Origin of the sequence: Azospirillum cavernae, from assembly GCF_003590795.1 — a bacterium.
Lineage (GTDB): Bacteria > Pseudomonadota > Alphaproteobacteria > Azospirillales > Azospirillaceae > Azospirillum > Azospirillum cavernae.
On the sequence record NZ_QYUL01000004.1, the window covers coordinates 234,851 to 256,707 of the forward strand.

Annotated in this window: 15 protein-coding genes; 2 read left to right on the forward strand and 13 right to left on the reverse strand. The window is 66.8% G+C overall.

The features are described 5' to 3' along the window. The first annotated feature begins 94 nt into the window (after window positions 1–94). Window positions 95–973: an AraC family transcriptional regulator gene (locus tag D3877_RS24305; RefSeq protein WP_119833383.1), complete on the forward strand. Its 879-nt coding sequence runs from the start codon at window positions 95–97 to the stop codon at window positions 971–973. A gap of 206 nt (window positions 974–1,179) precedes the next feature. Here D3877_RS24305 and D3877_RS24310 read toward each other — a convergent pair whose 3' ends face one another. Next, window positions 1,180–1,575, reverse strand: coding sequence for a VOC family protein (locus D3877_RS24310; RefSeq protein WP_119833384.1), 396 nt, complete (start codon window positions 1,573–1,575; stop codon window positions 1,180–1,182). A gap of 60 nt (window positions 1,576–1,635) precedes the next feature. Next, entirely contained in the window at window positions 1,636–2,058 is a 423-nt protein-coding gene (locus D3877_RS24315; protein WP_119833385.1) for a tautomerase family protein, read from the reverse strand. 116 nt (window positions 2,059–2,174) lie between these two features. Here D3877_RS24315 and D3877_RS24320 point away from each other — a divergent pair, with 116 nt between their 5' ends. Further along, a complete protein-coding gene (locus tag D3877_RS24320) occupies window positions 2,175–2,774 on the forward strand; it encodes a TetR/AcrR family transcriptional regulator (RefSeq protein WP_119833386.1) in 600 nt (199 codons plus the stop codon). A 136-nt stretch (window positions 2,775–2,910) separates the two neighbouring features. On the opposite strand, the gene D3877_RS24325 is transcribed toward D3877_RS24320, so the two are convergent. From D3877_RS24325 to D3877_RS24375, 11 genes are all read right to left on the reverse strand, one after another. Further along, on the reverse strand, window positions 2,911–3,948 hold the full coding sequence (locus D3877_RS24325) for a hypothetical protein (protein WP_119833616.1): 1,038 nt from the start codon (window positions 3,946–3,948) through the stop codon (window positions 2,911–2,913). A gap of 64 nt (window positions 3,949–4,012) precedes the next feature. After that, entirely contained in the window at window positions 4,013–5,527 is a 1,515-nt protein-coding gene (locus D3877_RS24330) for a mechanosensitive ion channel family protein (RefSeq protein ID WP_119833617.1), read from the reverse strand. 57 nt (window positions 5,528–5,584) lie between these two features. Beyond that, a complete protein-coding gene (locus D3877_RS24335; protein WP_119833387.1) occupies window positions 5,585–7,534 on the reverse strand; it encodes a HAMP domain-containing methyl-accepting chemotaxis protein in 1,950 nt (649 codons plus the stop codon). Between the two features lie 86 nt (window positions 7,535–7,620). Then, on the reverse strand, window positions 7,621–9,021 hold the full coding sequence (locus D3877_RS24340) for a CheW domain-containing protein (protein WP_119833388.1): 1,401 nt from the start codon (window positions 9,019–9,021) through the stop codon (window positions 7,621–7,623). A 163-nt stretch (window positions 9,022–9,184) separates the two neighbouring features. Then, complete coding sequence (locus D3877_RS24345) at window positions 9,185–9,613, reverse strand: response regulator (protein ID WP_119833389.1); 429 nt, start codon at window positions 9,611–9,613, stop codon at window positions 9,185–9,187. 34 nt (window positions 9,614–9,647) lie between these two features. Beyond that, the gene (locus D3877_RS24350) at window positions 9,648–12,476 is read right to left on the reverse strand and encodes a hybrid sensor histidine kinase/response regulator (protein ID WP_119833390.1); all 2,829 of its coding nucleotides are present in this window, start codon (window positions 12,474–12,476) and stop codon (window positions 9,648–9,650) included. 28 nt (window positions 12,477–12,504) lie between these two features. Continuing rightward, the gene (locus D3877_RS24355) at window positions 12,505–13,557 is read right to left on the reverse strand and encodes an amino acid ABC transporter substrate-binding protein (protein WP_238475059.1); all 1,053 of its coding nucleotides are present in this window, start codon (window positions 13,555–13,557) and stop codon (window positions 12,505–12,507) included. Continuing rightward, window positions 13,554–15,017 carry a TolC family protein gene (locus D3877_RS24360; protein ID WP_238475060.1) on the reverse strand — a complete coding sequence of 488 codons (1,464 nt, stop codon included), beginning with the start codon at window positions 15,015–15,017 and terminating at the stop codon, window positions 13,554–13,556. The genes D3877_RS24355 and D3877_RS24360 overlap by 4 nt, the downstream gene beginning before the upstream one ends. A gap of 6 nt (window positions 15,018–15,023) precedes the next feature. Then, a complete protein-coding gene (locus D3877_RS24365) occupies window positions 15,024–16,334 on the reverse strand; it encodes an HlyD family type I secretion periplasmic adaptor subunit (protein ID WP_119833392.1) in 1,311 nt (436 codons plus the stop codon). Further along, the gene (locus D3877_RS24370; protein ID WP_238475061.1) at window positions 16,331–18,028 is read right to left on the reverse strand and encodes an ATP-binding cassette domain-containing protein; all 1,698 of its coding nucleotides are present in this window, start codon (window positions 18,026–18,028) and stop codon (window positions 16,331–16,333) included. The genes D3877_RS24365 and D3877_RS24370 overlap by 4 nt, the downstream gene beginning before the upstream one ends. Beyond that, window positions 18,025–21,033 (reverse strand): ABC transporter substrate-binding protein, encoded by a 3,009-nt coding sequence (locus tag D3877_RS24375; RefSeq protein WP_238475062.1) that lies wholly within the window; start codon window positions 21,031–21,033, stop codon window positions 18,025–18,027. Before D3877_RS24375 ends, D3877_RS24370 begins: the two co-directional genes overlap by 4 nt. Window positions 21,034–21,857 lie beyond the last annotated feature (824 nt).

A 21,857-nucleotide genomic window follows, 5' to 3' on the forward strand; every position in this document is an offset into this window, starting at 1 on the left:
AATCCCGTGCTGGCGGACATGATGTCGGCACTTTCGGTCAGGCGCGGGGCGGTGTGGCTCGCTACTGTCTCCTCATCGTCAGGAGACAGCCCCCGTGCCAACCGCCGCCGCCCATCGCTACCGCGCCCGTTTTGATCGGGTGCTTCGCCACATCGAGCGGAATCTCGACGGTGATCTGAGCGCCGAGGCGTTGAGCGGCGTCGCCGCCTTTTCCAAGCATCATTTCCATCGACAGTTCGCCGCGCTGTTCGGCCTTGGCGTCCATCGCTATGTCCAGCTTGTTCGCTTCAAACGCGCCTCGCAGCGGTTGGCCTTTCGTGACGATCCGATCCTGACCATCGCGCTGGACAGCGGCTATGACGGGCCGGAAGCCTTTTCCCGCGCCTTCAAAAACCGTTTTGGCCAATCGCCCAGCGCCTTCCGCGCCCAACCCGATTGGGCGGCTTGGCACGCGGTCTACCGCCCCCTGTCCGTGACAAGGAGGTTTTCGATGCCCGACACCCCGCCGCCCATCGCCATCGTCTCCGTCCCGGACATTCCGGTGGCGGTTCTGGAGCATCGCGGCGACCCCGCCTTGATCGGGGAGTCGGTGCGCCGCTTCATCGCGTGGCGCAAGGCGATGGGGCTGCCGCCCCGGCTCCACGCCACCTACAACATTTTGCACAATGACCCGGAGCAGACGCCGCCTGAGGATTACCGCCTCGACCTGTGCGTCGCCACCGACCACGCGGTGGAGCTGAACGAGGCCGGGATCCGCGCCGGACGGATCCCCGGCGGGCGCTGCGTCACGTTGCGTCACATCGGGTCTGACGATGGATTGCGCGTCGCCCTGCTGCGCCTTTATCACGACTGGCTGCCGGACAGCGGCGAGGAGTTGCGGGATTTTCCGCCCTATCTCCAGCGCGTTCGCTTCTTCCCCGACGTTCCCGAGCATGAGGCCGTGACGGATATTTTCCTGCCCCTGGCCGGGTGACGGTGGACAGGTCGCCGGAGCCGTCGGGAAGCCTTTTCCCGCGCCTTCCGCGCCCAACCCGATTGGCTGGCGTGGCACGCGGTCTATCCCCCCAGATCGGAGAGCGCCCAAAGTTGAAACGGTAGCTGCCGCTGGATCGCCCATGATCGTGGCGTCAAGCAAGAATACCGTGGCCAGCATCGGCCAACGCAATCGCTTTGAAGATCCTAAACGTTGCAATCCAGCATCCACTGAACCCCGTACCGATCCGTGAGCTTGCCATAGTAGCTCCCCCAAGGCTGCATCGCGAGCGGTGTCGTCACCTCGCCGCCAGCCGCCAATTTCGCGAACAGGTCGTTCGTCTGAGCGCGGTCATCCATGATGAGAATATGAGCTGAGCCTCTCATTGGCTCAGCGTCGTGATTGTCCGAGGCGAAGAACAGAACTCCTGGTCCCTCGAAACGGGCATGCATCACCTTCCCTTTCATGTCCTCATTGGCAAGTGGAACGCCGTGATCTCCGTGGCGCATCACCATGGTTACTTCACCAAGACCACAGTCCGTATAGAAGGCGAGCGCAGCATCACATTGCGTCGTGAAGAAGAGACAGTTGCTCAGTTGCACAGTTCAAATTCCCGCTGTTGCCGGGCCTTCCGGCCCGGCTTTTCTGGCTGTCCAATGTGGTTACGCAGCCGATCCCGTGATGGCGCGTATGAGGTCATCGTTGCCATAGCTGCGGCCGGCAATCCCCCAAGCGCCGTCAGGCGCATAGACGATGTTCGACCAAATATGGTCGCGTCGGAGCCGCCCGCCTGCGGCTCGTTCGACCACATCGGTTGCTTTCTCGATAAAGGCCCGCTTAGCTTCCGGTGTCGCCAGCGCGATCTCGGGCAGTTTCAGTTCGACGAACGCGGCTTCTGCTGGTTTCCCGGCCACAAGCACATGCTCTTTAGGAAGGACGTTTATCGAGCCGACAACATTCGACGTCATGAACGCATTTCCGTTGAGGCCGGAAACCTCAAGGACGGCCTCCGTCAGCCCTGCAAAGGCCTCCGCCTGCGCGGCAGGCGACAGCAGGCCTTCCGGAATGGTCAGTGTGATGGGCATGGTCTCTCCTTGTCTTGAGCATGTCCGGGCGCGATATGTACCGAACACTCTCTATCTATAGAGAGTGTTAACTCTCCAATCAAGAAAAAAGAGCGATTGCTCTTTATGGGGTTTGCATGCGCTACACCGCTGAACATAAGAAGCGTACCCAGGAGAAAGTCATCGCCGCCGCTGGGCAGGTGTTTCGTAAGGAAGGGTATGGTGGCGCGGGCATCGACGCGCTGACAAAGGCGGCAGGAGTGACGAACGGCGCCTTCTACGGGCACTTTCGATCCAAGAGCGAAGCCTTCCGTGTTGCCGTTCTTACGGGACTGGAAGAATTACGGTTGGGAATATCGGCCCTTAGGGCCGAACACCAACAGGGCTGGCTGAAAAACTTCGTCACCTATTATTTGGGACACAAGCGGACATGCGATCTCGGTGAAAGCTGCGCGTTGCCAAGCTTGTCGGCGGACGTCATGCGCACCGACGGCGAAACCCGAGACGCCTACACCGAAGAATTGCGGCGCCTCATCACGGAAATCGCTGCGGGCCTGCCAGAAGGCGCGGCAAGTGATCGTGAGGGCGCGTCGCGAGACGATCGCGCCGTTCTCTTGCTCGCCTTGCTCACCGGGGGCGTCACGCTCGCTCGGGCTGTATCCGATCCTGCGCTATCCGAGCGGATTGCTGGGCTTGTGACGGCGGAGGCGCTGCGCCTGGGGAGACCGGAAGCGTAAGTCGGCAAACCGCGATTTACCAAGCGGCCAACCGGGTCAAACGCTCAACCTGTCATTTGGTTCCCAGCCGGAACCGATCCCACGTTGCAGGATTTTCCGCCCTATCTCCAGCGCGTCCGCGTCTTCCCGGGTGACGTCAGCCGGTGACGACGCGGCGGCAGCGCCGTTTCAGCAGGGCCATGGCCGCCTCAACCGCTTCGCCGTCCAGGGTGAACAGCCGGTCGTCCAGCATCCGCCCGTCTGAATCCATGGCGCGGACATGCAGCCCGGCCCCGGTGTCGGCGACCGACGCGTCGACGATGCCGTCCGCCGTTTCGTTGCTGGCGACGTCGAGGAAGTCGGCGACCTCGTCCAGACCGGAATCGGCCTGCCATTCGGCGTCGGCGGTGAAGTCCAGCAGATCGTTCAAGCCGCCAATCGGCTCGCACCGGCGCACGCGCGGGTCGGCGGCCTTGACCTGTTCGGCGAAATGCTCCAGCGCCTCGCGCACCCGCGCCTCTTCCACCGGGTCGAGTTCGGGGTCTGGCACGCTGTCCAGGCCGAAATTCAGGGGATCGGGCAGGGTTTCGCCGCCGGGCATGCCGTCGCCGCTTTCCTCGACCAGACCGACCACGGCGACGAAGCGCGGCGACGGCCCGGCGATGGGGGCGATCAAATCCTGCTGGCGGGCGTAAGCGGTCGCGTCATCGACGGACGCCAACAGGCGGTTCAGCAGCGCCCGACGGTCGGCGGCCTCCAGATAAGACAACGGTTCGGGATCGAGCCACAGCGGCAACAGCTTGGTGTCGGCGGCGTTTTCCAGCAGGCCGGACGCGTCCAGGCCGCGTTCGATCACCTCGACGGCGGGCGGTTCGCTGAGATCGCCATCGACCTCGACCGCCAGCCAGAACAGGGTGACGGTGGACAGATCGCCGTAGCTGTCGGTGCGCTGGATCGATTCGGCGATGGCCTCGACCTCGTCGAGGAAATTATACTGCTCATCCTCGCGCAGCTTGCCCAGCGCGGCCTCGATCACCGGCTGGCGTCCGGCGTCGAGCACCTCGTCGAGCAGCAGGCCGAAACGCTGGTCGGCGGTGCGCCACAACCGAACCAGACGATCCGCCGGCGTTCCGGCAAAAGAGCCGCCCGCTTGCGCCCCGCCCGTCCCGTTCGCTCCGTCTTTCCGCTTCGTCATGCCGTCCTCGCGCCTGAATGTCAGGCCGACCATAGGCGCCCGACGACGCGCTGTCGATCCTGTTTCAGTGGGCTTTCCGTGACACCGGGATGACGGCGGCGTCCTCGCGGCGGCTCGGCAGGGCGAGGCCGGGGAACAGGTGGCGCATCTGGCGCCGCACCTCGTCGGCCCAATCCTCCCCCTCCCCGGTCTCTTCCCAACCCAAGGAGGTGGATTTGGCTGGGACCAGAGCCGCCAGATTGCGCCCGACCACGTCGAACGCCTCCGGGTTGGTTCGGAACAGCCGGTTGATGACGTCGTAATCCAGCTCGCACAGCAGGGCCGGGGTGCGGGCGCGCACGGTGCAGGCGTGCGCCTCCCCCAACAACACCACGCTGGGGTCGAACAGGTCGCCCGGCCGCAGCATCGGCGACAGGCTTTGCCGCGCGCCGTTTCGGCGGCTGGCCTCGGCGGACAGCAGCCCTTCCAGCAGCAGGAACAGCACGGTTCCCGCCTCCCCCGCCTGGGCGATCACCCGGTCGGGCTGCTCCACCGTCAGGCGGGCGCCCTCGCTCAGCAGAGTCAAATCACGGGCGCTCAGGCCGCGCAGCAGCGGCGCTTCGCCGATCAATTGCGCCAGCCGCTCCTTGCCGGGAACCTGGAGTCCCATCTCGGTGTCGGTGTTCTGGCGCGGCACCGCCGGTTCCAACCCGGCTTGCGCCAGATGGGACAAGGCCGCTTGCAGGATCAGCGGGCGGGCGGAGGCGAGGAAGCGCCATTCCGCCTTGAAGTAAATCGCGTATTCCGCCCCTTCCGGCTTGATGCTCTTGACCTCGACCCAGGGCTGTGGCGGCGCGCCGTCATTGCCGATCAACCCGGTCAACGCCTCCAGCGCCGCCGCTTGCAGGATGCGGATGGCGCGGGTCGGCGGCACCCGCGTGTCCAGCGTGACGATGGCCGAACGATAGCTGACCGCTTCGGGCTGGCTGAAGTTGGTGATGGTGATCGCGCTGAATTTGCTGTTGGGGATGATGACGACGTCGCCGGAAAAATCCTTGATCCGGGTGGTGCGCCAACTGATTTCCAGCAATTGCCCGCTGATGCTGGAATCGCCCGCCTTGTGAAGCTGGACATACTCGCCGATCCGCACCGCCCGATCGATGTTCAGGGCGATTCCGGCGAAAACGTCCTGCAACAGCTCGCGCAGCGCCATGCCGAGCACCAGACCGGCGACGCCCGACGCCGCCCACAGCACGGTCAAATCCTGGTCGAAGACGATCCCGGCGCAGGCCGACAGGGCGACGATGTAAATAATCAGCCCGGAAATCTGGCTGAGCAGCTTGGGAACCGGGGTTCCGGTGGCCGAGGCGACGATGCCGTCGAAAATGACGTAGCGGATGACGCGCTGAGCCAGCACCGCCAGCGACAGGAAGGCCGCCACCCCCAGCACGTATTTCAACACCTTGCGGGTGCTGTCCACCGCCGCCAGCCCGAAGGTCTGGTAGGCGTCGCCGCCCAGATAGAAGAAGGTGAAGATGCCGACCGTCAACAGCCCCGGCAGCAGGATTTTGCTGAGCGCGTCCCGCAATGTCGTCCGCATGATCCTGCCCCCGCCGCCAAAAACCCACACAAGAAAAAACGCCTGTCGCCGATAAGGTCAGGCGACCTTCAGCCGGTCGATTTCGCCCTTCAACCGCTGGGCCATGTCGGTCAGCGACGACATGGTGGCGGAAATCTCCTCCGCCGCGCCCGCCGTGCTTTGGCCGACCATGGTCAGGCTGATGACGCGGTCCTTCAGCACCTGCGCCGTCGCGTTCTGCTCGTCGATGGCCGCCGCGATGGCCTGGGCGGTCGCGCCGTTTTCTTGCGAAGCTTCGACGATGCGGCGGATCGAGCCGCGCGCCTCCTGCGCCGCCGTCACGCCGGTCTGCACGCTGTGGCCGGTGGCCTCCAGCAATTCGCGGATGTCGCGGGTCGCCTGGGCCACATCCTCGGCCAGCTTGGTGACTTGGTGGGCGATCAGGCCGAAACCGCGCCCCTGGTCGCCCGCGCGCACGGCTTCCAGCCCGGCGTTGACAGCCAGGACGTAGGTTTTTTCGGCGATGCTGGCGATCAGGCCGCTGATTTGGCTGATGCGGGCGTTGCTGGCGGCGATTTGATCGACGGCGGTGGCGAGGTTGCCCAGCTTGGCCTGTCCCTCCTCGGCGGTCGCGGCGGCGGAGCGGGCGAGCGCGCTGCCCCGCTCCGCGCTCTGCGCGATTTCGCCGACGGCGGCGACCATCTGCTCGATGGCGCTGGACACGTCGGTCAGGGTGTTCATCTGGTCGGCGGCCTGCCGCGACACGTCCAGCGCCGCCGCCGAGGTTTCGCCCGCCGAATGGGCGACCTGCTGGGTGGACTCCGCCACCTCGCGCACCACGCTGCCGAACTGTTCGACCGCCTTGTTCAGGTTGGCCTTGATCGCCGCGAAATCGCCCTGATAGGAACCGTCGATGGTCACGGTGATGTCGCGTTCGGCCATGGCGGCGGCGAAGCCGGAAATCTCGTCGAGCAACGCCACCAGCGCGTCCAGGCTGCGGTTGACGTTGCCCTTCAGCGCGCGCAAATCGCCGTCATAGGCCCCGGTGATCCGCCCGCGCACGTCGCCCGACGCCAGTTTCGCCATCACGGCGGCGACCTCGAACAGCGGGGCGGTCAGGATGTCGACCAGATCATTGACGCCCTGCGCCTGGGCGGCGAATTCGCCGCGATGGCGTGTTGGGTCGGTGCGGGTGGACAGGGCGCCCGCCTTGGCGGCGTCGATCATCTCGCGCAGATCGACGGACACGCCCTTCAGGGTGGCGGCGATCTGGGCGGTGGCGCGGATCATCCGGCCCGCCTCGTCGCGCCGCCCGTCGTCCGTCACCTCGATGTCGAGCTTGCCCTCGGCCATGCTGGCGATCAGGCCGCTGGCGTAAGCGAGCGGGCCGGTGATCGAGCGGATGGTGGCGATTCCGATGCCCACGCCCAACACCAGCGCCCCGACGATCAGCGCGATCATCCGCGTGCGCGAGGCGTCGTAAAGAACTTGGTTCGCGTCGTAGGTGTCCTTGGCGACCTTGATCTGCACATTCACCAGGGACGAGAAGACGTCCGACACCGGGTCGATGGCCGGATAGAGCGAGTCCACGGTGAATGTCGCCAGCGCCTCGGCGTTGCCGTTTTCCAGGATCATCCGCAGCCGGGATATCGCGCGATCCGCCACCGTCATCAGCGGTTCGGCCTGGACGGTCAGCGCCTTTTCCTCCTCCACCAGATATGTCGCCAGATAATCGTGCCATTTCTGGCGGATGGTGGTCGTCGCGATGTCGATGTTCTTCTTCGCTTCGGCGTGGGTCAAATTGCCGTTGCGGGCCTTGTGCGCGGTGTCCACCACGTTGACGGCGTACATGTCGGCGATGATTTTCAAATCGCGCAGCGGCACGACGCGGTCGTTGTAAACGGTGTCGAGCGCGGCGTCGCCCGCCTGCATCCCCCGCAGCCCGATGAAGCCGACCGCCAGCATGAAGGCGCACAGAATCGCCACCAGAAGGGACAAGCGGACGCCGATTTTGAGGTTCTTGACCATGATGACCCTTTGGCAGCGATAACGGGGGGCAGCGAAAACGGTGGGCAACGAAAACGGGAGCGACGACGAATCAGCGGGCGGCGGTCTTATCCGTCGCCGTCGATCAGACGGGGATCAAGCCAGCCCAGCAGGGTCGGCCTCAACGCGGCGGCGAAGCCCGGCCCCACCCGGTCGGCCAGCAGGCTGTCCCACACCAACAGTTGCAGGGTTGGCCGGGAGCCGACCAGACGCATGGCGGAAAACAGCCCCGGAATCGGCTGCGGCGCGGCGGGAAGCGCGTGCCAGTCCGGGACGGATTCGGTTGGTCCGACGCCGTCCACGAACAGCGCGACGGCGCGGCGGCCCGGTCGGTTCAGCAGCAGGACGCGGCCCATCCGCGCGCCGTCTTGCGGCGCCAGCCCCAACAGCGCGGCGAGGTCGAACACCGGGAACGCCCCCGCCGAACGCTGGGGGGCCACCCGCGCCAACCCAACCCCGGTCAGCAGGCGGTTGACCGCGCCGCGTGAAAAGACGCAAACGAACGGCCCGGCCATCGCCGCCAGCCCGCCATCGGGCACCGACGGCGGTTCGGCCTCGGCGGACAAGGCGCTTGGCGGCGCGTCGAGGTCTTCCCCCTCGTCCGCGCTGGTCGGCGTCGCCGCTGGCGCGGTGAAGTCGCGGGGATCGACGATTTCGATGGCGCCGCGTTCCGGGTCGATGCAATGGCGGGCGGTGTGGCGGCGGTGGGCCAAACGGCGAATCCGCGTCAAGGGCGCGGTGACAAGCCCATCCAGCGCGGTGAAGGTGATCGCCATGCGGCGACCGTTGGCGGTCATCACCGCTGCCCAGCCTTCTTCCGCCGCGTCCGCCGCGCCATCCATCGGCGAATCGGTCATCCATTCGGCCAGGGAGCAGCCGGGCAGAACATCCCCGCCCATGGCCACCACCCGCTCGTCGGCGTCGCCCTGACGGATCGGCCAGGAACCCTGATGGGGGGCGACCCGCTCCACCTCCCGCGCGGGCAGGGCGACGAGCCGCCCGCCGGTCCGCACAACCAGCAACGGCAGGGCCGCCGGGGGCAACGCGTCCTCCAAGGCCGGATCAAGCTCGACAACGCAACCATCCGGCGTCAGGCCCGACGTCAGGCGTTCCAGCAGCGCCAGCGCGTCGCCATGGTCAACGCCCGGTTCGGGATCGACCAGCGACACCCCGGCGACCCGCAAGTGAACCCAGCCGCGCCCGCAGCGCGCCAACAGGGAATAGCGCCCGCTTTTGGCCGCGCCGCCGGTGGCCACGGTCACGTCAATTTGCGCCGCGACGATTCCATCGACAGCGGCGACGCCCTCATAGCCCAGCGGCGCGAAGGGCACAGGCGCGGCGTCCACGGCGAAGGACATCCGATGGACGCGCCGACTGGGCAGGGACAGGACGCGCCCCGCCCCATCCCGCACATAGATGGTCGCCTCCGCCCCCGCGCAATCGGCTTCAAAAAGGAGGGGCATGTCCATGCGGCGGTCTCGAAACGGCGTCAGACGAAGGCGTCGGGCTGAGATTGGTCAGCCGACCATCATCAGGCTAGAGACTTGGGACCACAAAATCGATCAGGGTTGTTCCGGGATCATCCCGCAGATTGTCACACCCCCCGCTTCATCGCGGCGGAGGAGCGCCGTTTCACAGCTCCATCAATTCCATCGCCAGAAGCGGCGTGTTGGTGACGACGAAATCAATCCGGTCGCGCATCTGCTTCAGGCTGACCGGCTTTATCAGATACCCGGCGACGCCATGCTCCTTGGCGAAAATGACGGTGTCGGTGCTGGAATCGGCGGTCAGGAAGACGATGGCCGTGTGGTCCACACCCTTCACCTTGATGTTGCGCACGCCCTTGAGGAATTGCAGGCCGTTCATCGGTTCCATATGCACGTCGCAAAAGACCAGATGCGGGCGGGCGCGCACCAACTCCATCAACCCATCCTTGCCGTTGGCGCATTCACCGATGAAACGGACGCCAACCTCGCGCAACAGACGGCAGATCAGGTTGCGGGTGAAATCCTCGTCCTCGATGACGAGGATTTTCATGCGGTCATAGTGAATCTTGCTCATTCAATCTCTCCGAAAGCGCGCAGGGCCGCCCGCGTCACGCGGCTGGCGCGCGCAAGGCCGCCGTGGCGGCGACCAACTCATCCTGGGTGGGCGGCAGCAGGCCGCACAGAAAGGCGGCGGTGTCCGGGTCGGAGTCGTCGAGCGCGTCCTGAAGATCGCCCGCAAGCTGGCCCAGCCGAACCGCGCCGACCGACAGGGCCGCCCCCTTCAGGCTGTGCGCCGCGTCGCGGGCGGCGCGTTGGTCCGCCGCCGCCAGGGCGGTTTCGATGGCGGCGATCATCCCCGGAACGGCGTCCACGAAGGCGGCGAGGAAGGCCAACGCCTCGGCCTCCGCCCGGCCAAAGCTTTCGATCAGGCGGGTCGGGTCGAACACCCAGGGATCGACGCCCGCCGCCCGCGTCGCCAGATCCGTCATTTGGGCGGCCACCGGCGCGGCCGCACGGCGCAACCCGGCGGCCTGCGGCAGAAAACGTTGGAGCGTCGCGCTCAACGCCTTGGAATCGATGGGTTTGGTCAGATAGGCGTCCATCCCCGCCTCTTGGCAGCGTTGCCCGGTGCCGGGCAGCGCGTCGGCGGTCAGGGCCACGATGGGCAGACGACGGTCGCTTCCCGCCTCCTCGGCGCGGATGGCGGCGGTCAGCTCGAACCCGTCCATTTCAGGCATGTGGAAATCGGTCAGCAGCAGGCCATAACGCCCGGCGCGCAGCAGCGCCAACGCCTCCCCGCCATGGTTGGCGAGGTCGAAGGCGTAGCCGCGCTGTGCCAACATACGGCGGATGACCACCTGGTTGGTCGGGTTGTCCTCCGCCACCAGAATCAGGGCGTTGGCCGCCTCGGCCTCCGCCCGGCTCGGCGGCTCCCAGCCGTCCAGATCGGACGTTTCGCGGGCGTCATGGACCTCCAGCGGCGCGCGGCCCAGCGCCGCCGCCAACGCCCGCCACACCCGGCGGCGGCGCAACGGCAAGGGCAGCGTGGCGAAGACCCCCGGCGGCGGGATCGGGCGCGGCATCGGCACGGCCAGCAGCACTGGCGGGGCCGGGATTGTTCCAGCCAGATGCGCGGCGACCAACTGCGCCGTTTCGGCCCCGTCGCCCCCGGCGTGCAGAATCAGCACGGTCGGCGCGTCGTCAGAACTGTTCGCCGCCGCGCCCGCCCAATCCTCGTCATAGGCGGCCATCGCCACCCGCCCGATCCCCGCCGCCGCCAGCAGATCGCGCAGAGCCGCGCGCTCCTCGTCCACGAAACCGACGGCGACGATGCGGGCGTCGGCGATGGGAACGGCGGGCGCCGCCGGTTCTGGCGCGGCCACGGTGAAGGGCAACTCGAACCAAAAGGTTGATCCCCGGCCAAGCTCGGACGTCACGCCGATCCGCCCGCCCATCATCGCGCACAGCGCCGAACTGATCGACAAGCCAAGCCCGGTGCCGCCATAGCGGCGGGAGGTGGAGCCGTCAGCCTGCTCGAACGGGCGGAACAGCCGTTGGATCTGCTCCTCGCTCAGCCCGATGCCGCTGTCGGCGACGGCGAAGCGCAGGACGCGCCGGGTTCCGCCGCCACCATCATCGCCGCCATCCGGCGTGGCGTCGCGAACGGTCAGCAGGATGACGCCGGATTGGGTGAACTTGACGGCGTTGCCCAGCAGGTTGATGAGGATCTGGCGGACCCGCGTCGGGTCGCCCAACAGCCGGTCGGGCAGATCGGGGGCCAGATCGACGGCGTAGCGCAAACCCTTTTCCGCCGCCCGGCTCGCCACCAGTTCGGCGGCGCCCTCCACCAGGTCGGTCAAGGCCAGTTCGATGGTTTCGATGTCCAGCTTGCCCGCCTCGATCTTCGAGAAATCGAGGATGTCGTTGATGATGACCAGCAGCGCGTCGCCGGAGGAACGGATGATGCCCAGCATGTCGCGCTGTTCGGCCCCCAGATCGGTGCGGTCCAGCATTTCGGCCATCGCGGTGACGCCGTTCATCGGCGTGCGGATCTCGTGGCTCATCATCGCCAGGAAGGTGGATTTGGCGTGGGTCGCCTCCTCCGCCTTGTCGCGGGCGGCGCTCAACTCGTCGGCGAGGATGCGCAGGGTGCGCTGGTCCTCCTTCAGCCGGGCGGCGTTGTCCTTGAAGCGGACCAGCGCGCGGGCCAGCGCGCCGATTTCGTCGGCCCGCCCAGAGGAGGGAACCGGGCGGTCCAACTCGCCCTCCGCCACCGCCGACATCGCCCCGGTCATCCGGTGCAGGGGCAGCACGACGCGGTTGCGCACGGTGTAAAAGGCGGCGGCGAACATCGCCACGGCGACGGCCAGCAGCAGGGTTTGGTTGATCCAATAGCGCTTCACCTCGGCGATGGCGTCGTCGTAGGTGTCTTCGCCGATGCGGTCCTGCTGCGCGGTCAGCCGGTCGATGTCCATCAGCAGCGGGTTGACCGAGGGGTACATGGCGCGCGCGATGAAGGCGGTCAGACCGGCGATGTCCTGGGCGGACAGAATGTCGATCAACTCGTCGATGGCGGCGTTCGCCTCCACCATGTTTTCCTGGGCCGAGCGCAGCAGGGCGTGTTCGGTCTCGCTGTGGGCGTTGGCCTTGTAGCGCTCCCAGGCTGGTTTGGCCTGTTCGGCGGCGCGGCGCACCGCCGCCTCCCCCTCCTCCCAACGCAGATCGCCGATGCGCACGCGCACCGCCGTGACCACCGCCGCCCCGGTGTAGGCGTCGGCCACCCGCTTGAGGTCGAGCGAGGGCAACAGCGCGCCGCGATACACCCGTTCGACCAGGGATTGCGACAGCGACAGGGCCGACACCGCGCCGACCGCCAGCGCGATCATCAGCGCGGCGATGATGACGAAGATGACGTGAAAACGTGTGCGGATGGTCATCCCGGTCCTCGCCCGTCAGAAAGACTGGTCAACGCAACGGCAGGGCGAACAACAGCCCGCCGCGCGTCCACAGCTCATTCAACCCACGCTCCATGCGCAGCGGGCTGGACAGGCCGATGTTGCTTTCAAACACCTCGCCGTAATTGCCGACCTGGGCGATCACCCGCCACGCCCATTCGTCGTCCAATCCCAGCGGGCGGCCAATGCCGGGAACCAGCCCCAACAGGCGGCGCACGCGCGGGCTGTCGCTGCTGGGGCGGTCGATGATGCTCTTGCTCGACAGGCCCAGCTCTTCGGCTTCGATCATCGCGTTCAAGGCCCAGCGGGTGATCTCGCGCCAACCGTCATCGCCCTTGCGCACCAGCGGCCCCAACGGCTCCTTGGAGATATGCTGGCGCAGGATGACGTGATCCTCGGGCCGGGGCATGTACATGACGCGGATCGCCGCCAGGGCCGAGGAATCGGTGGTGATGATGTCGCATTCGCCGCTCAGATAGGCGTCGATCATCTCGCGTAACGGCCCCTTGGGCACCGGGCGGAAGTTGATTTTCTGCATGGCGAAATGTTCGGCCAGATTGTCTTCCGCCGTGGTCCCCGATTGAAAGCACACGCCAAGCCCGGCCATCTGGTGCAGGGTGCGGATGCGCAAACCGCGCTTGGTCATGAAGCTCTGGCCGTCGAACAGGCTGATCCCAACCGATTCCAGCCCGCGCCCGGCCAGACGCGACAGCGTCACCGTGGCGCTGCGGCTCAACACGTCCACCGTGCCTTCGGTCAGCAGGCCCAACGCCTCGTCGGTGGTGCCGGAGATGAAGGACACCTTTTCGGCGTCGCCCAGCACGGCGGCGGCCAGAGCGCGGCAGTAATCGACGTCGAACCCACGCCACCGCCCATCGCTGCCGCGCAGAGAAAACCCAGCCACCCCGGTGGACACGGCGCAGCGCACGGCGCCGCGCTGGCGGATGTCGTCCAAGCGCCCGGCCTGCGCCGTCGCGGCGCCCAGCGCCAACAACAGTCCGGCCCAACAGACCGCCAGAAACGCGCCGATCCGGCGCGGCGCGGTCCCCTGCTTTCCCATCATTCGGCCACCGAAATATCCAGCAATCCAGCGGTGCGCAGCAGCGTCAGCGTGGCGATGGTCACGTCGCCTTGCGCCGACGCGGCGTCGGCCTGGGCGTTGAACAGCGAGGTTTCGCCCGACAGAACGTCGATCAGCGACCGGCGGCCCTGCTGGCGTTCCTCGCGGGCCAACCGCAGGAACTCCGCCGAAATGCGCGCCTGATTTTCAAAGAAAATCGCCGTCTCGCGCGCGGTGTCGAGAGTCTGCCAGGCGTTGCCGACCTGCTCGTCCAGCGTCACCCGGCGTTCGTCCAGTTGCGATTGCGCGGCGCGGGCCGAAGCCTGGGCGGCGTCGATGGAGTGCAGCGGCGCCAGCCCCAAATTGAACGGCATGGTGACGGCGACCTTGTACGTCTGGTCGCCCTTGGCCCCCATCACGCCGCCGACGTTGCGGCGGTTGGACAGTTCGGCCACCGCCTCCACGCGCGGGGCCAGTTCGGTTCCGCGCACGCGCCGCACCTCGGCCTTGGCGATGTCGGCGCCCAGACCGGCGATTTCGACCTGGATGTTCCGCGCGCGCGCCTGGGCAACCGCCTCGTCCAGATTGGCGGGCAAGGCCGACGCGCGCGGACCGAAGGGGCCGATGCGGGCGGGCGGCTCGCTGTGGAACACGGCGCGGTATTTGTTGACCGCCGCCACATGGGCGCCGCGCGCGCGGACCAGACGGGCGCGTGCCCCGGCAAGCTGGCTTTTCGATTGCAGGACGTCGGTGGCGTAACCGCCGCCCAACTCGACCCGGCTTTCTTCCAAGCCGGTCTGGCGTTCGATGTTGCGCAGCGATTGTTCGGAGAATTCCACCACCTGCCGGGTTCGCCCGACATTGACCAGCGCGGTCAAGCCGTCGAGCAACACCTCTTGCGTCACGTCGCGCAGGGTGGCTTCGGCCTGTTGCTGGGCCAAGGTCGCCTTTTCGATGTCGCCGCCGATGCGTCCGAAATCGAGCAACGGCTGACGCAGCGACACCTGCGCGTCGCGCGTCGTGCCGCTGGTCGGCGGGGTTGGCGATGGGTTGCGCTGGCTTTCATGCCCGACCGACGCGGTGACGGTCACGTCGCCGTACCAGCCCGCCTTGGACTTGCGCAGGCTGGCGTCGGCGGCCTCCTTGCTGGCCTGGGCGGCGGCGATGCGATGATTCTCGACCACCAGCCGCTCCAGGATCGGGCGCAGGATCATGGCGGCGGCCTTGCTCGTCTCCACCGCGCCGTCTGCCGCCTTGGCCGCCGGGGTTTTCTTCGGCGGGGCCTTTTTGGCGGGCGGTTTCTTGTCCGTCACGGGCGCGGCGTCCCCAGCGGCGACGGGGGCGGGCGCGGGCGTTTCCGCCGCCAGGGTTGGAACGGCCAGCAGCAGCGCGGGCGCAAGCGTCAGCAGGACCGTCGCGCGGACTATTGGGCTGGCGTGGCGCGGCGCGACGAAGTTCGGCACGGGCGGTTATCTTTCCTGAAAGGCGAAACGCATGGCGTTGGTCCAGGGACTCAGCAGATATTCCAACACAGTCCGGCGTCCGATCAAGACGCTGCACGTCACCTGCATGCCTGGATAAAGTTGATAGCGTCGGCCCGAAACGTCAAAGGCGTTCTCATTGGTGACAACCCTGACTCGGTAATAGGAATGGCCGTCATTCGTCACGGTCGCGTCGGGGCTGACCCGCTCCACCCGACCATCGAGCGGCGGGAAGGACGAGGCGTCGCCGGAGTTGAGCACCACCCGCACCGACAAACCAGGGTGGACATAGCCGATGTCCTGAATCGGCAGGCGGGCTTCGATCACCAGCCGGTCTTCGCCGGGAACAATTTCAGCCAGGGTTTGCCCTGGCTGAATCACCCCGCCTTCGGTGCTGACGCTGACGCTTTTGACGATGCCGTCCACCGGCGCGCGCAGAACCGTCCGTTCCTCGACGTTGCGCAGGGTCTGCATGCGTTGCGACAGTTCGTCATGCTGCTGACGCGCGGTTCCAAGCTCGCGCCGGGCCTGTTCCGCCGCGCTGCCTTCGACCCAGGCCAGCCGCTCCCGCGCCTCCTCCAACGCCGCTTCCAAACGGGGAATGCTGGCTTGATCGGAATCCACCAGGGTGCGCAGCGCCTGCTGTTGGCGCAACTGTTCCAGATGGCTCATCCGGTTGGAGAGATCCTTGCTCAGCATGTTCTCGCTGATCGTCACCTGACTGGTGACGATCTCCAGCGCGCGGCGGTTGTTGCGCATCCGCACGCGGGCCTCTTCCAACTCCCCGGTCTTTCCCGCCACCAGTTGGGCCTGGATGCGGAACTCATGCAGCAGCCGGTTGCGGCGGCTGTTGAACAGGTCGAGCGCCGCCGCCACAACGTCGGGAACCATCGCCACCGCCTCGGGATCGAAGACGGGCGCGGCGCTGTTGGCGATTTCCGCCGTCAGGCGGGCGGTGTCCACCCGCAGGCTGGTCAGACGCCGTCCCAACTCCGACGCCTCGGCCTGCGCGCGGGTTGGGTCCAGGCGGAACAGCGGTTGCCCCTTCACCACCCGGTCGCCTTCCGACACCAGGATTTCGGTGACGATGCCGCCCTCCAGATGCTGGATGGCCTTGACCCGGCTGGCCGGGCCGACCTCCCCCATCGCGGTGGTCGCCACGTCGAGCTGGCCGAACGCCGCCCAGCCCACCAACGCGGCCAGCACGACGGCGATTTCCACCGCCAGACGGCGACGGCCCGGATGTGGACGAACCGCCGGAGCGGCGACGCCGGGCAGGTTGGCGGTCTGCAAGGTCATAGCGCGGCCCTCAAGGTCGGGGCCTCCGGCGAGCGCAAGCCGGAGCGGGGGCCATCGAGATGGACGACGCAATGGGTGCCGTTCAAAATCACCGGATCATGGGTGGCGATGATGAGCGTGCGGCCACGCTGGGCCAGATCGATCAGCCGTTGATAGACGACGCGCGCGCCCTCGCGGTCCAACCCTTCGGACGGCTCGTCGAGCAGATAGAGCGGCCCATCGGTGACAAGGGCGCGGGCCAACCCCAGACGGCGGCGGATGCCCGGCGCCAGCGTGCGCCCGCCATTGTCCAAAACCATGTCGAGATGCTGTGGGTGGCGTTCGACAAAGCCGCTCAGATCGGCGTCGGCCAAACAACGCAGCAGGTCGTCGTCGCTGGCCTCGGGCCGGGCGAGCCGCAGATTGTCGCGCAGGGTGCCGGGCAGGAACAGCGGCTCCTGCGGCAGGTAAGACACCCGGCTGCGCCACCAATCCAACGCCAGCAGGCGGCGATCAACCCCATCGGCGAGGATCTGGCCCTGGCTTGGCTCCATCAGCCCGGCGATGGCCTTCAACAGCACCGATTTTCCCGCCCCGTTCCGCCCGGTCAGCGCGACGACCCCGCCCGCCGCCACCGACACGGTCAGGTTGGAAAAAAGCGGACCGTCCTGTCCGGGAAAGGCGATGGCCAGATCCTGCACGGTCAACGCGCCGTTCCAGGACGGCAGGGCGCGCCCGCCGGACCGCTCCACCGCGACCTCGGCGAAGCGCCGGGCCTCGGCGACGGCGGTCGCCGCCGCGCGCAGGGTTCGGCCATATTGCACGATCCGGCCAAAGGGCATCAGCGCCCGCCCGGCAATCAGATTGGCCCCGACCAGCGTGCCGACGTCCAGCGTGCCCGCGACCACCTGCAAAGCGCCGACGCCGACGATGGCGACGCCCAACAGCGCCTGCGTCACCTGGGTGAGCGACGCGCCGCCGATCTGCACCCAGCCCGTCCGGTCGCCAATCGCCCAAACCTGTTCGGTCAACCGCTGCCAACGCCCCATCAGCACGGTCTGGGCGCGGAAATGGCGCACGGTTTCCGCCGCGTGGACCGCGCTGGCGACCAGCGTGTTGACCTCGCCCGCCGCGCGGCTGAGCGTGGCCGAGGGCGTCGCCAACCGGCGTTGGTCGAGCCACGCCTGAAAGGCCAGAACCGCGCAAAACGCCGCCGTGATCCCGGCCAGGGTCGGCGACAGCAGGGCCAAAACGGTCAGAACCAGCAGGGAAAAGGGCAGATCGGCCACGACCGTCAAACCCGCCGGGCCAAAGGCCACGCGCGCGCGTTCAACCCCGCGCATCAACTCTTCGCGCGCCGCCGCGCTCCACGGGGTTTGCGCCCGCAAATCGGCGGTCAGCAGCAGTCCGAAGACGCCCGTCGCCAAACGGCGGTCCTGGTCCCCGGCGATGCTCTCGGCGATCACCCAGCGCAGCTTGCGCAACTGATGCTCCGCCGTCACCGCCAGAAGCGCTCCCACCGTCAGCGTCAGCAAGGTGGCGGACACGCCATGGGTGACGTAACGGTTCAGCACCTGCATGACGAACAGCGACACCGTCAGCCCCAACACCGCCAGCAAAGCGGTGATGGCGAGCAGACGCGCCGTCTCACCCGGCGCGCGCGCCAGACGGGCGATGATCTCGCCGATGCCGGACGGCGCGCGGGTCGGCGTCACGCCGGGCGCTCCTCAGGGCTGGTCGGGGGCGGCAAGAGCAGGGGCGACGGGACGGTTTCATCCACCTCGCCCGGAACCGGCGGCGACCAATGAACGCCGTTGGCCTGAAAACGCTCCCACACCCGCGTCCACACCTCGTGCAGGATTTTGTGCTCGTCGTTGCCCTTGGCCAGATAGAATTTGACCCGGTAACGCGCCGCCCAGACGCCGCTGGCGCACTCCACGCCCTTGTATTGGCAATCCGGGCCGAAATAATTGCTGGCGAGGTTGAGGAAACAGTCGAAACTGTCCAACGCCTCCTTGACCAGCCGTGAAATCAGGCGCGGGTCGTAGGTTGGATCGATGAACAGTTGGGTGCGGACGAAATTGGCGTCCACGTCGCTGAAATTGTGGATTTCCGCTTCGGAAATCTTGCCGTTGGCCAGACAGACGATTTGCCCGTCCAGATGTCGGATGCGCACGGTGCGCCAGGTGATGTCCACCACCTGCCCCATCACCGTCTGGCTGGCCTTGATGTAGTCGCCGACCTTGAAGGGCCGTTCGATGTTCAGGACGATGCCGGAAAAGATGTTGGCGATGTTGGCCTGCACCGCCAAACCAATAATCATCGCCATCAGGCCCGAGGTGGCCAGCAGGCTGGTGACGGGTTTGGCGAAGACATAGGCGATGACGCCGAAGAAGGCGAACAGATAGATCACCAGCGCCGTGAACATGCGGATGACGTTGGGAACCTTGCGCGCGGCGCGGATCTCCAGCGGCACCCAGATGAAGCGCTCCAACGAAATGGTGGCCAGCCGGGCGGGGATCACCCACCACAGCACGCTGTAAACCCCGACCACCATGTCGATGGCCCCGGTCGGCGCGTTGGCAAGCGCGTAATCCAGCGCCATGTTGCCGCCCGCCAGCAGCAGAAATGGCCAGCAGACCAAGCGCAGGCCCAGCGTCTGCATCCGCCAGAACTGCCCGCGATCCTTGCCGTCCAGCAGGCGCGCCAGGATCGAGCCGACCAGCGCGATGATGGCGATGTAGATCAAGGACTCTCTGGGCAGATAGTCGCGCACGTCGATGGTGTCGAGCTTCAGCAGCGCGCCCATGTCGAGCTGAGAGAAGTTGGGCTGCGGTTTGCCAAACCCGACAAAGGCCGGATCGCCTTCGGAAATCCGTTCGACCACATCCTGAGAGATCCAGGCGCGCCCCACGGTCCAGCCCGGCGCGCCCGCCAACGCGCGCAGGCGCAGAAGCATTTGCGTCAGCGAGTCCTGCTGCTGCTCGCCCGGCTCATGGCCAAGCCAGCGCATCGCCCGGCCCAGCATCGACCCTTCGGCGTCGGCGGTTTCCACCCCGCCGGACAGCGAGCCGCTGATGCTCTCGGCCAGCGAGGTGGTGCTGTTCAGATTCATGCCCAGCACGTCGCTGACATACATCAGGTTGTTGCGGGCCAAGGTGCGGTGGCGGAACCCGATGCCGACGATGTGGGTGCCGTAGGCCCGCTCCACCGACGAATAATTGGTGTAAAAGCTCGCCTTGATCCGATAGGAGGCGTACAGCATGTCGCCGACCTGGACTTGCCGTTCGGGCTTGTCCAGCTTGATCGGCTGCACCGCGTTGGTGAACACGATGTCCTGCGGCGCGAAGTCCCCGCGCCAGCGGAACCACAGATTCAGCGCCAGTTCCGCTGTGCCCGCGTTGGGGTCGAACCCGGTGATCTTGTCGATGGTGACGCCCGCATAGACCACGTTCGTCTTGTACATGAAGCGGTCGTTGACGTAGAGCGCCCGGCCCGCCACCAGCTCGTCCAGATAATTGCCGATGCTCTCTTCGCGGATCGGCGACAATTGAGTGAGCGCGGCGATCAGGGCGGCGCCGTCATACGTGCCGACATAGGCGGTGGGGGCCGCGATCCCCTTCCCGTCGAAGGTCAGCGGACCCAGCAGGCCCGTCACCACCCGGCCCGGTTTGGTCAAGGCGGTGTGGATGCGTTCGCGCAGACCTGTCACATCCTCGGCGGGCAGACGCCGCGCGCCGCGCGGGGCCATGTCCATCACCAGACGCCGCGCCCCTTCATAGGCGATGGCCGACACCCAATCGGGGGGCGCGCGGTGCGCCTTGATGTAGTCGGTGCGGAAATTCTGCGCCATCTCACCGGCGGTGTCGTACATCAGCGGCGTGGACGCGAAGCTGCCGTGCAGGCCCGCCGCCGCCGAACCCGGCGCGCTCCAGGCGTCGCGGAAGGAATCCAGGAAGGCCTGCGTCGCCATGCTGCGCAAGCCCGCCACCCGGTTGCGGATCCCGCCCTTGCGCAAGGCCGCCAGAACCTCGCCCGCCGGATGCGGATCGGCCAGGACGATGACGCTGCCGCTGACCCGGCCCTCGCGCAGTTCGGCGACGATGCGGGCCAAACGGTCGGCGACGTCGGGCGCCGCCGGATCAAACTCCCAGCGGTTGAGCACCCGCGTGCCAAAGCGCTGCATCACCTCGTCAAAGGACTGGCTGAGCGCCTCTTCCTCGGCGCCGCGCTGGTGGATGATCGAGACGACCTTTTCACCCAGGACGTTGCGCACATAATTGGCGAGGAACCGCGTCTCAAAGACCCGGTCGAACGTCATATGAAACAACCAGGGATCGGTGCCGCGCACACCTGATACGGGTGGCGGAGCGGGGGTCAGGGCGGGCACCCGGGCCGTCCGGTACACGTCGGCGGCGGCCTCCGCCGCTTCGCCCGACCAGTGGCCGACCACGCCGACGACGCCCGCCGCAACCGCTTTTTCAGCGGCGGCGCGGGCGGCAGCCGGGTCGTCGGAATCGTCAATCACCAGTGATTTCAAGGGGACGCCGTCAATGCCGCCCGCCCGGTTGATTTGGTCGATGTAAAGCTCGACCCCCTCGCGGATGGCGCGGCCAAGCTCCTTGGCAGCGCCCGATTGCGGCGTCAAAACGCCAATCTGGATCACGCGGTCGGCGGGCCGATCAAACAGAGTCAAACGGGCGACAAGCGACAGGCTCAACGCAACAGCGCCCGCAATTCCCAAAATAACCAGGAACAGCGAACGTTTTGACAGGGTGGCGAACCATGCTTTTGCCCGCTTCATCAAATCCATCACCCTCATCCGACAGGAGAAGACTCAATTTGTCACATCAAGTCTTTTCCCGCCACATTGCGGCCAACCCTAGCATAGACCATTCGGAAATACTATAGTATGGCCTGTATTACCAACAGCATTGACCTGACGCAAGCAGCATGGGCGTGGAAATCGATCTGGATGGGTGGACCCCGCCCGATGGCTTTATGGAGGCTCTGGCCGCCGGTGACGGCGTGTCCGGCGCCCATTCCGCCATCCGTTCGGATTTGGTCTCCCGCCTGGAAAAATACGGCGTTGACGTCGGCGCCTCGCCCAAGATGGCCGACGAGATCATTCACCGCTATGTCGAGCTGCTCGGCAAGGGGGTAGACCCCCAACGGGCCGCCGAAGATGTCCGCCGGGTCTGGGTTGACGACACGAATCGGACCGGCCATCCGGTGGACGAGGCCCAGGCGCTGCACATCGCCCTGGCCAACGGCGCCAATGTCCAGGAGCTTTTGCAAAAGGCCATCGGCGGACCCGTCATGCTGGACGGCGAGGCTCTGGCCAACGCGCTGGCCAGCGGCAGGCCGCTGATCGCGGAATTGAAGGCGGCGAACGCGGCGGCCATCGCAAGGCTGGACTCCAGCGCGGTGGACACCTCGGCGGCGGAAAAGCTGGCGGGCGCGCTCGCGACCGGCGGCGGAACCGCCGCGCAGGCGTTGGCCACCGCAACCTCCGGCATGTCGCCGGAGCACATGAACGCCTTC

Excerpts from the sequence above, each read along its gene's own strand:
- D3877_RS24330 (WP_119833617.1), bottom strand. The coding sequence starts at position 5,527 with ATGCGGACGACATTGCGGGACGCGCTCAGCAAAATCCTGCTGCCGGGG.
- D3877_RS24345 (WP_119833389.1), bottom strand. The coding sequence starts at position 9,613 with ATGAGCAAGATTCACTATGACCGCATGAAAATCCTCGTCATCGAGGAC.
- D3877_RS24315 (WP_119833385.1), bottom strand. The coding sequence starts at position 2,058 with ATGCCCATCACACTGACCATTCCGGAAGGCCTGCTGTCGCCTGCCGCG.
- D3877_RS24325 (WP_119833616.1), bottom strand. The coding sequence starts at position 3,948 with ATGACGAAGCGGAAAGACGGAGCGAACGGGACGGGCGGGGCGCAAGCG.
- D3877_RS24350 (WP_119833390.1), bottom strand. The coding sequence starts at position 12,476 with ATGACCATCCGCACACGTTTTCACGTCATCTTCGTCATCATCGCCGCG.
- D3877_RS24355 (WP_238475059.1), bottom strand. The coding sequence starts at position 13,557 with ATGATGGGAAAGCAGGGGACCGCGCCGCGCCGGATCGGCGCGTTTCTG.
- D3877_RS24340 (WP_119833388.1), bottom strand. The coding sequence starts at position 9,021 with ATGGACATGCCCCTCCTTTTTGAAGCCGATTGCGCGGGGGCGGAGGCG.
- D3877_RS24320 (WP_119833386.1), top strand. The coding sequence starts at position 2,175 with ATGCGCTACACCGCTGAACATAAGAAGCGTACCCAGGAGAAAGTCATC.
- D3877_RS24365 (WP_119833392.1), bottom strand. The coding sequence starts at position 16,334 with ATGACCTTGCAGACCGCCAACCTGCCCGGCGTCGCCGCTCCGGCGGTT.
- D3877_RS24335 (WP_119833387.1), bottom strand. The coding sequence starts at position 7,534 with ATGGTCAAGAACCTCAAAATCGGCGTCCGCTTGTCCCTTCTGGTGGCG.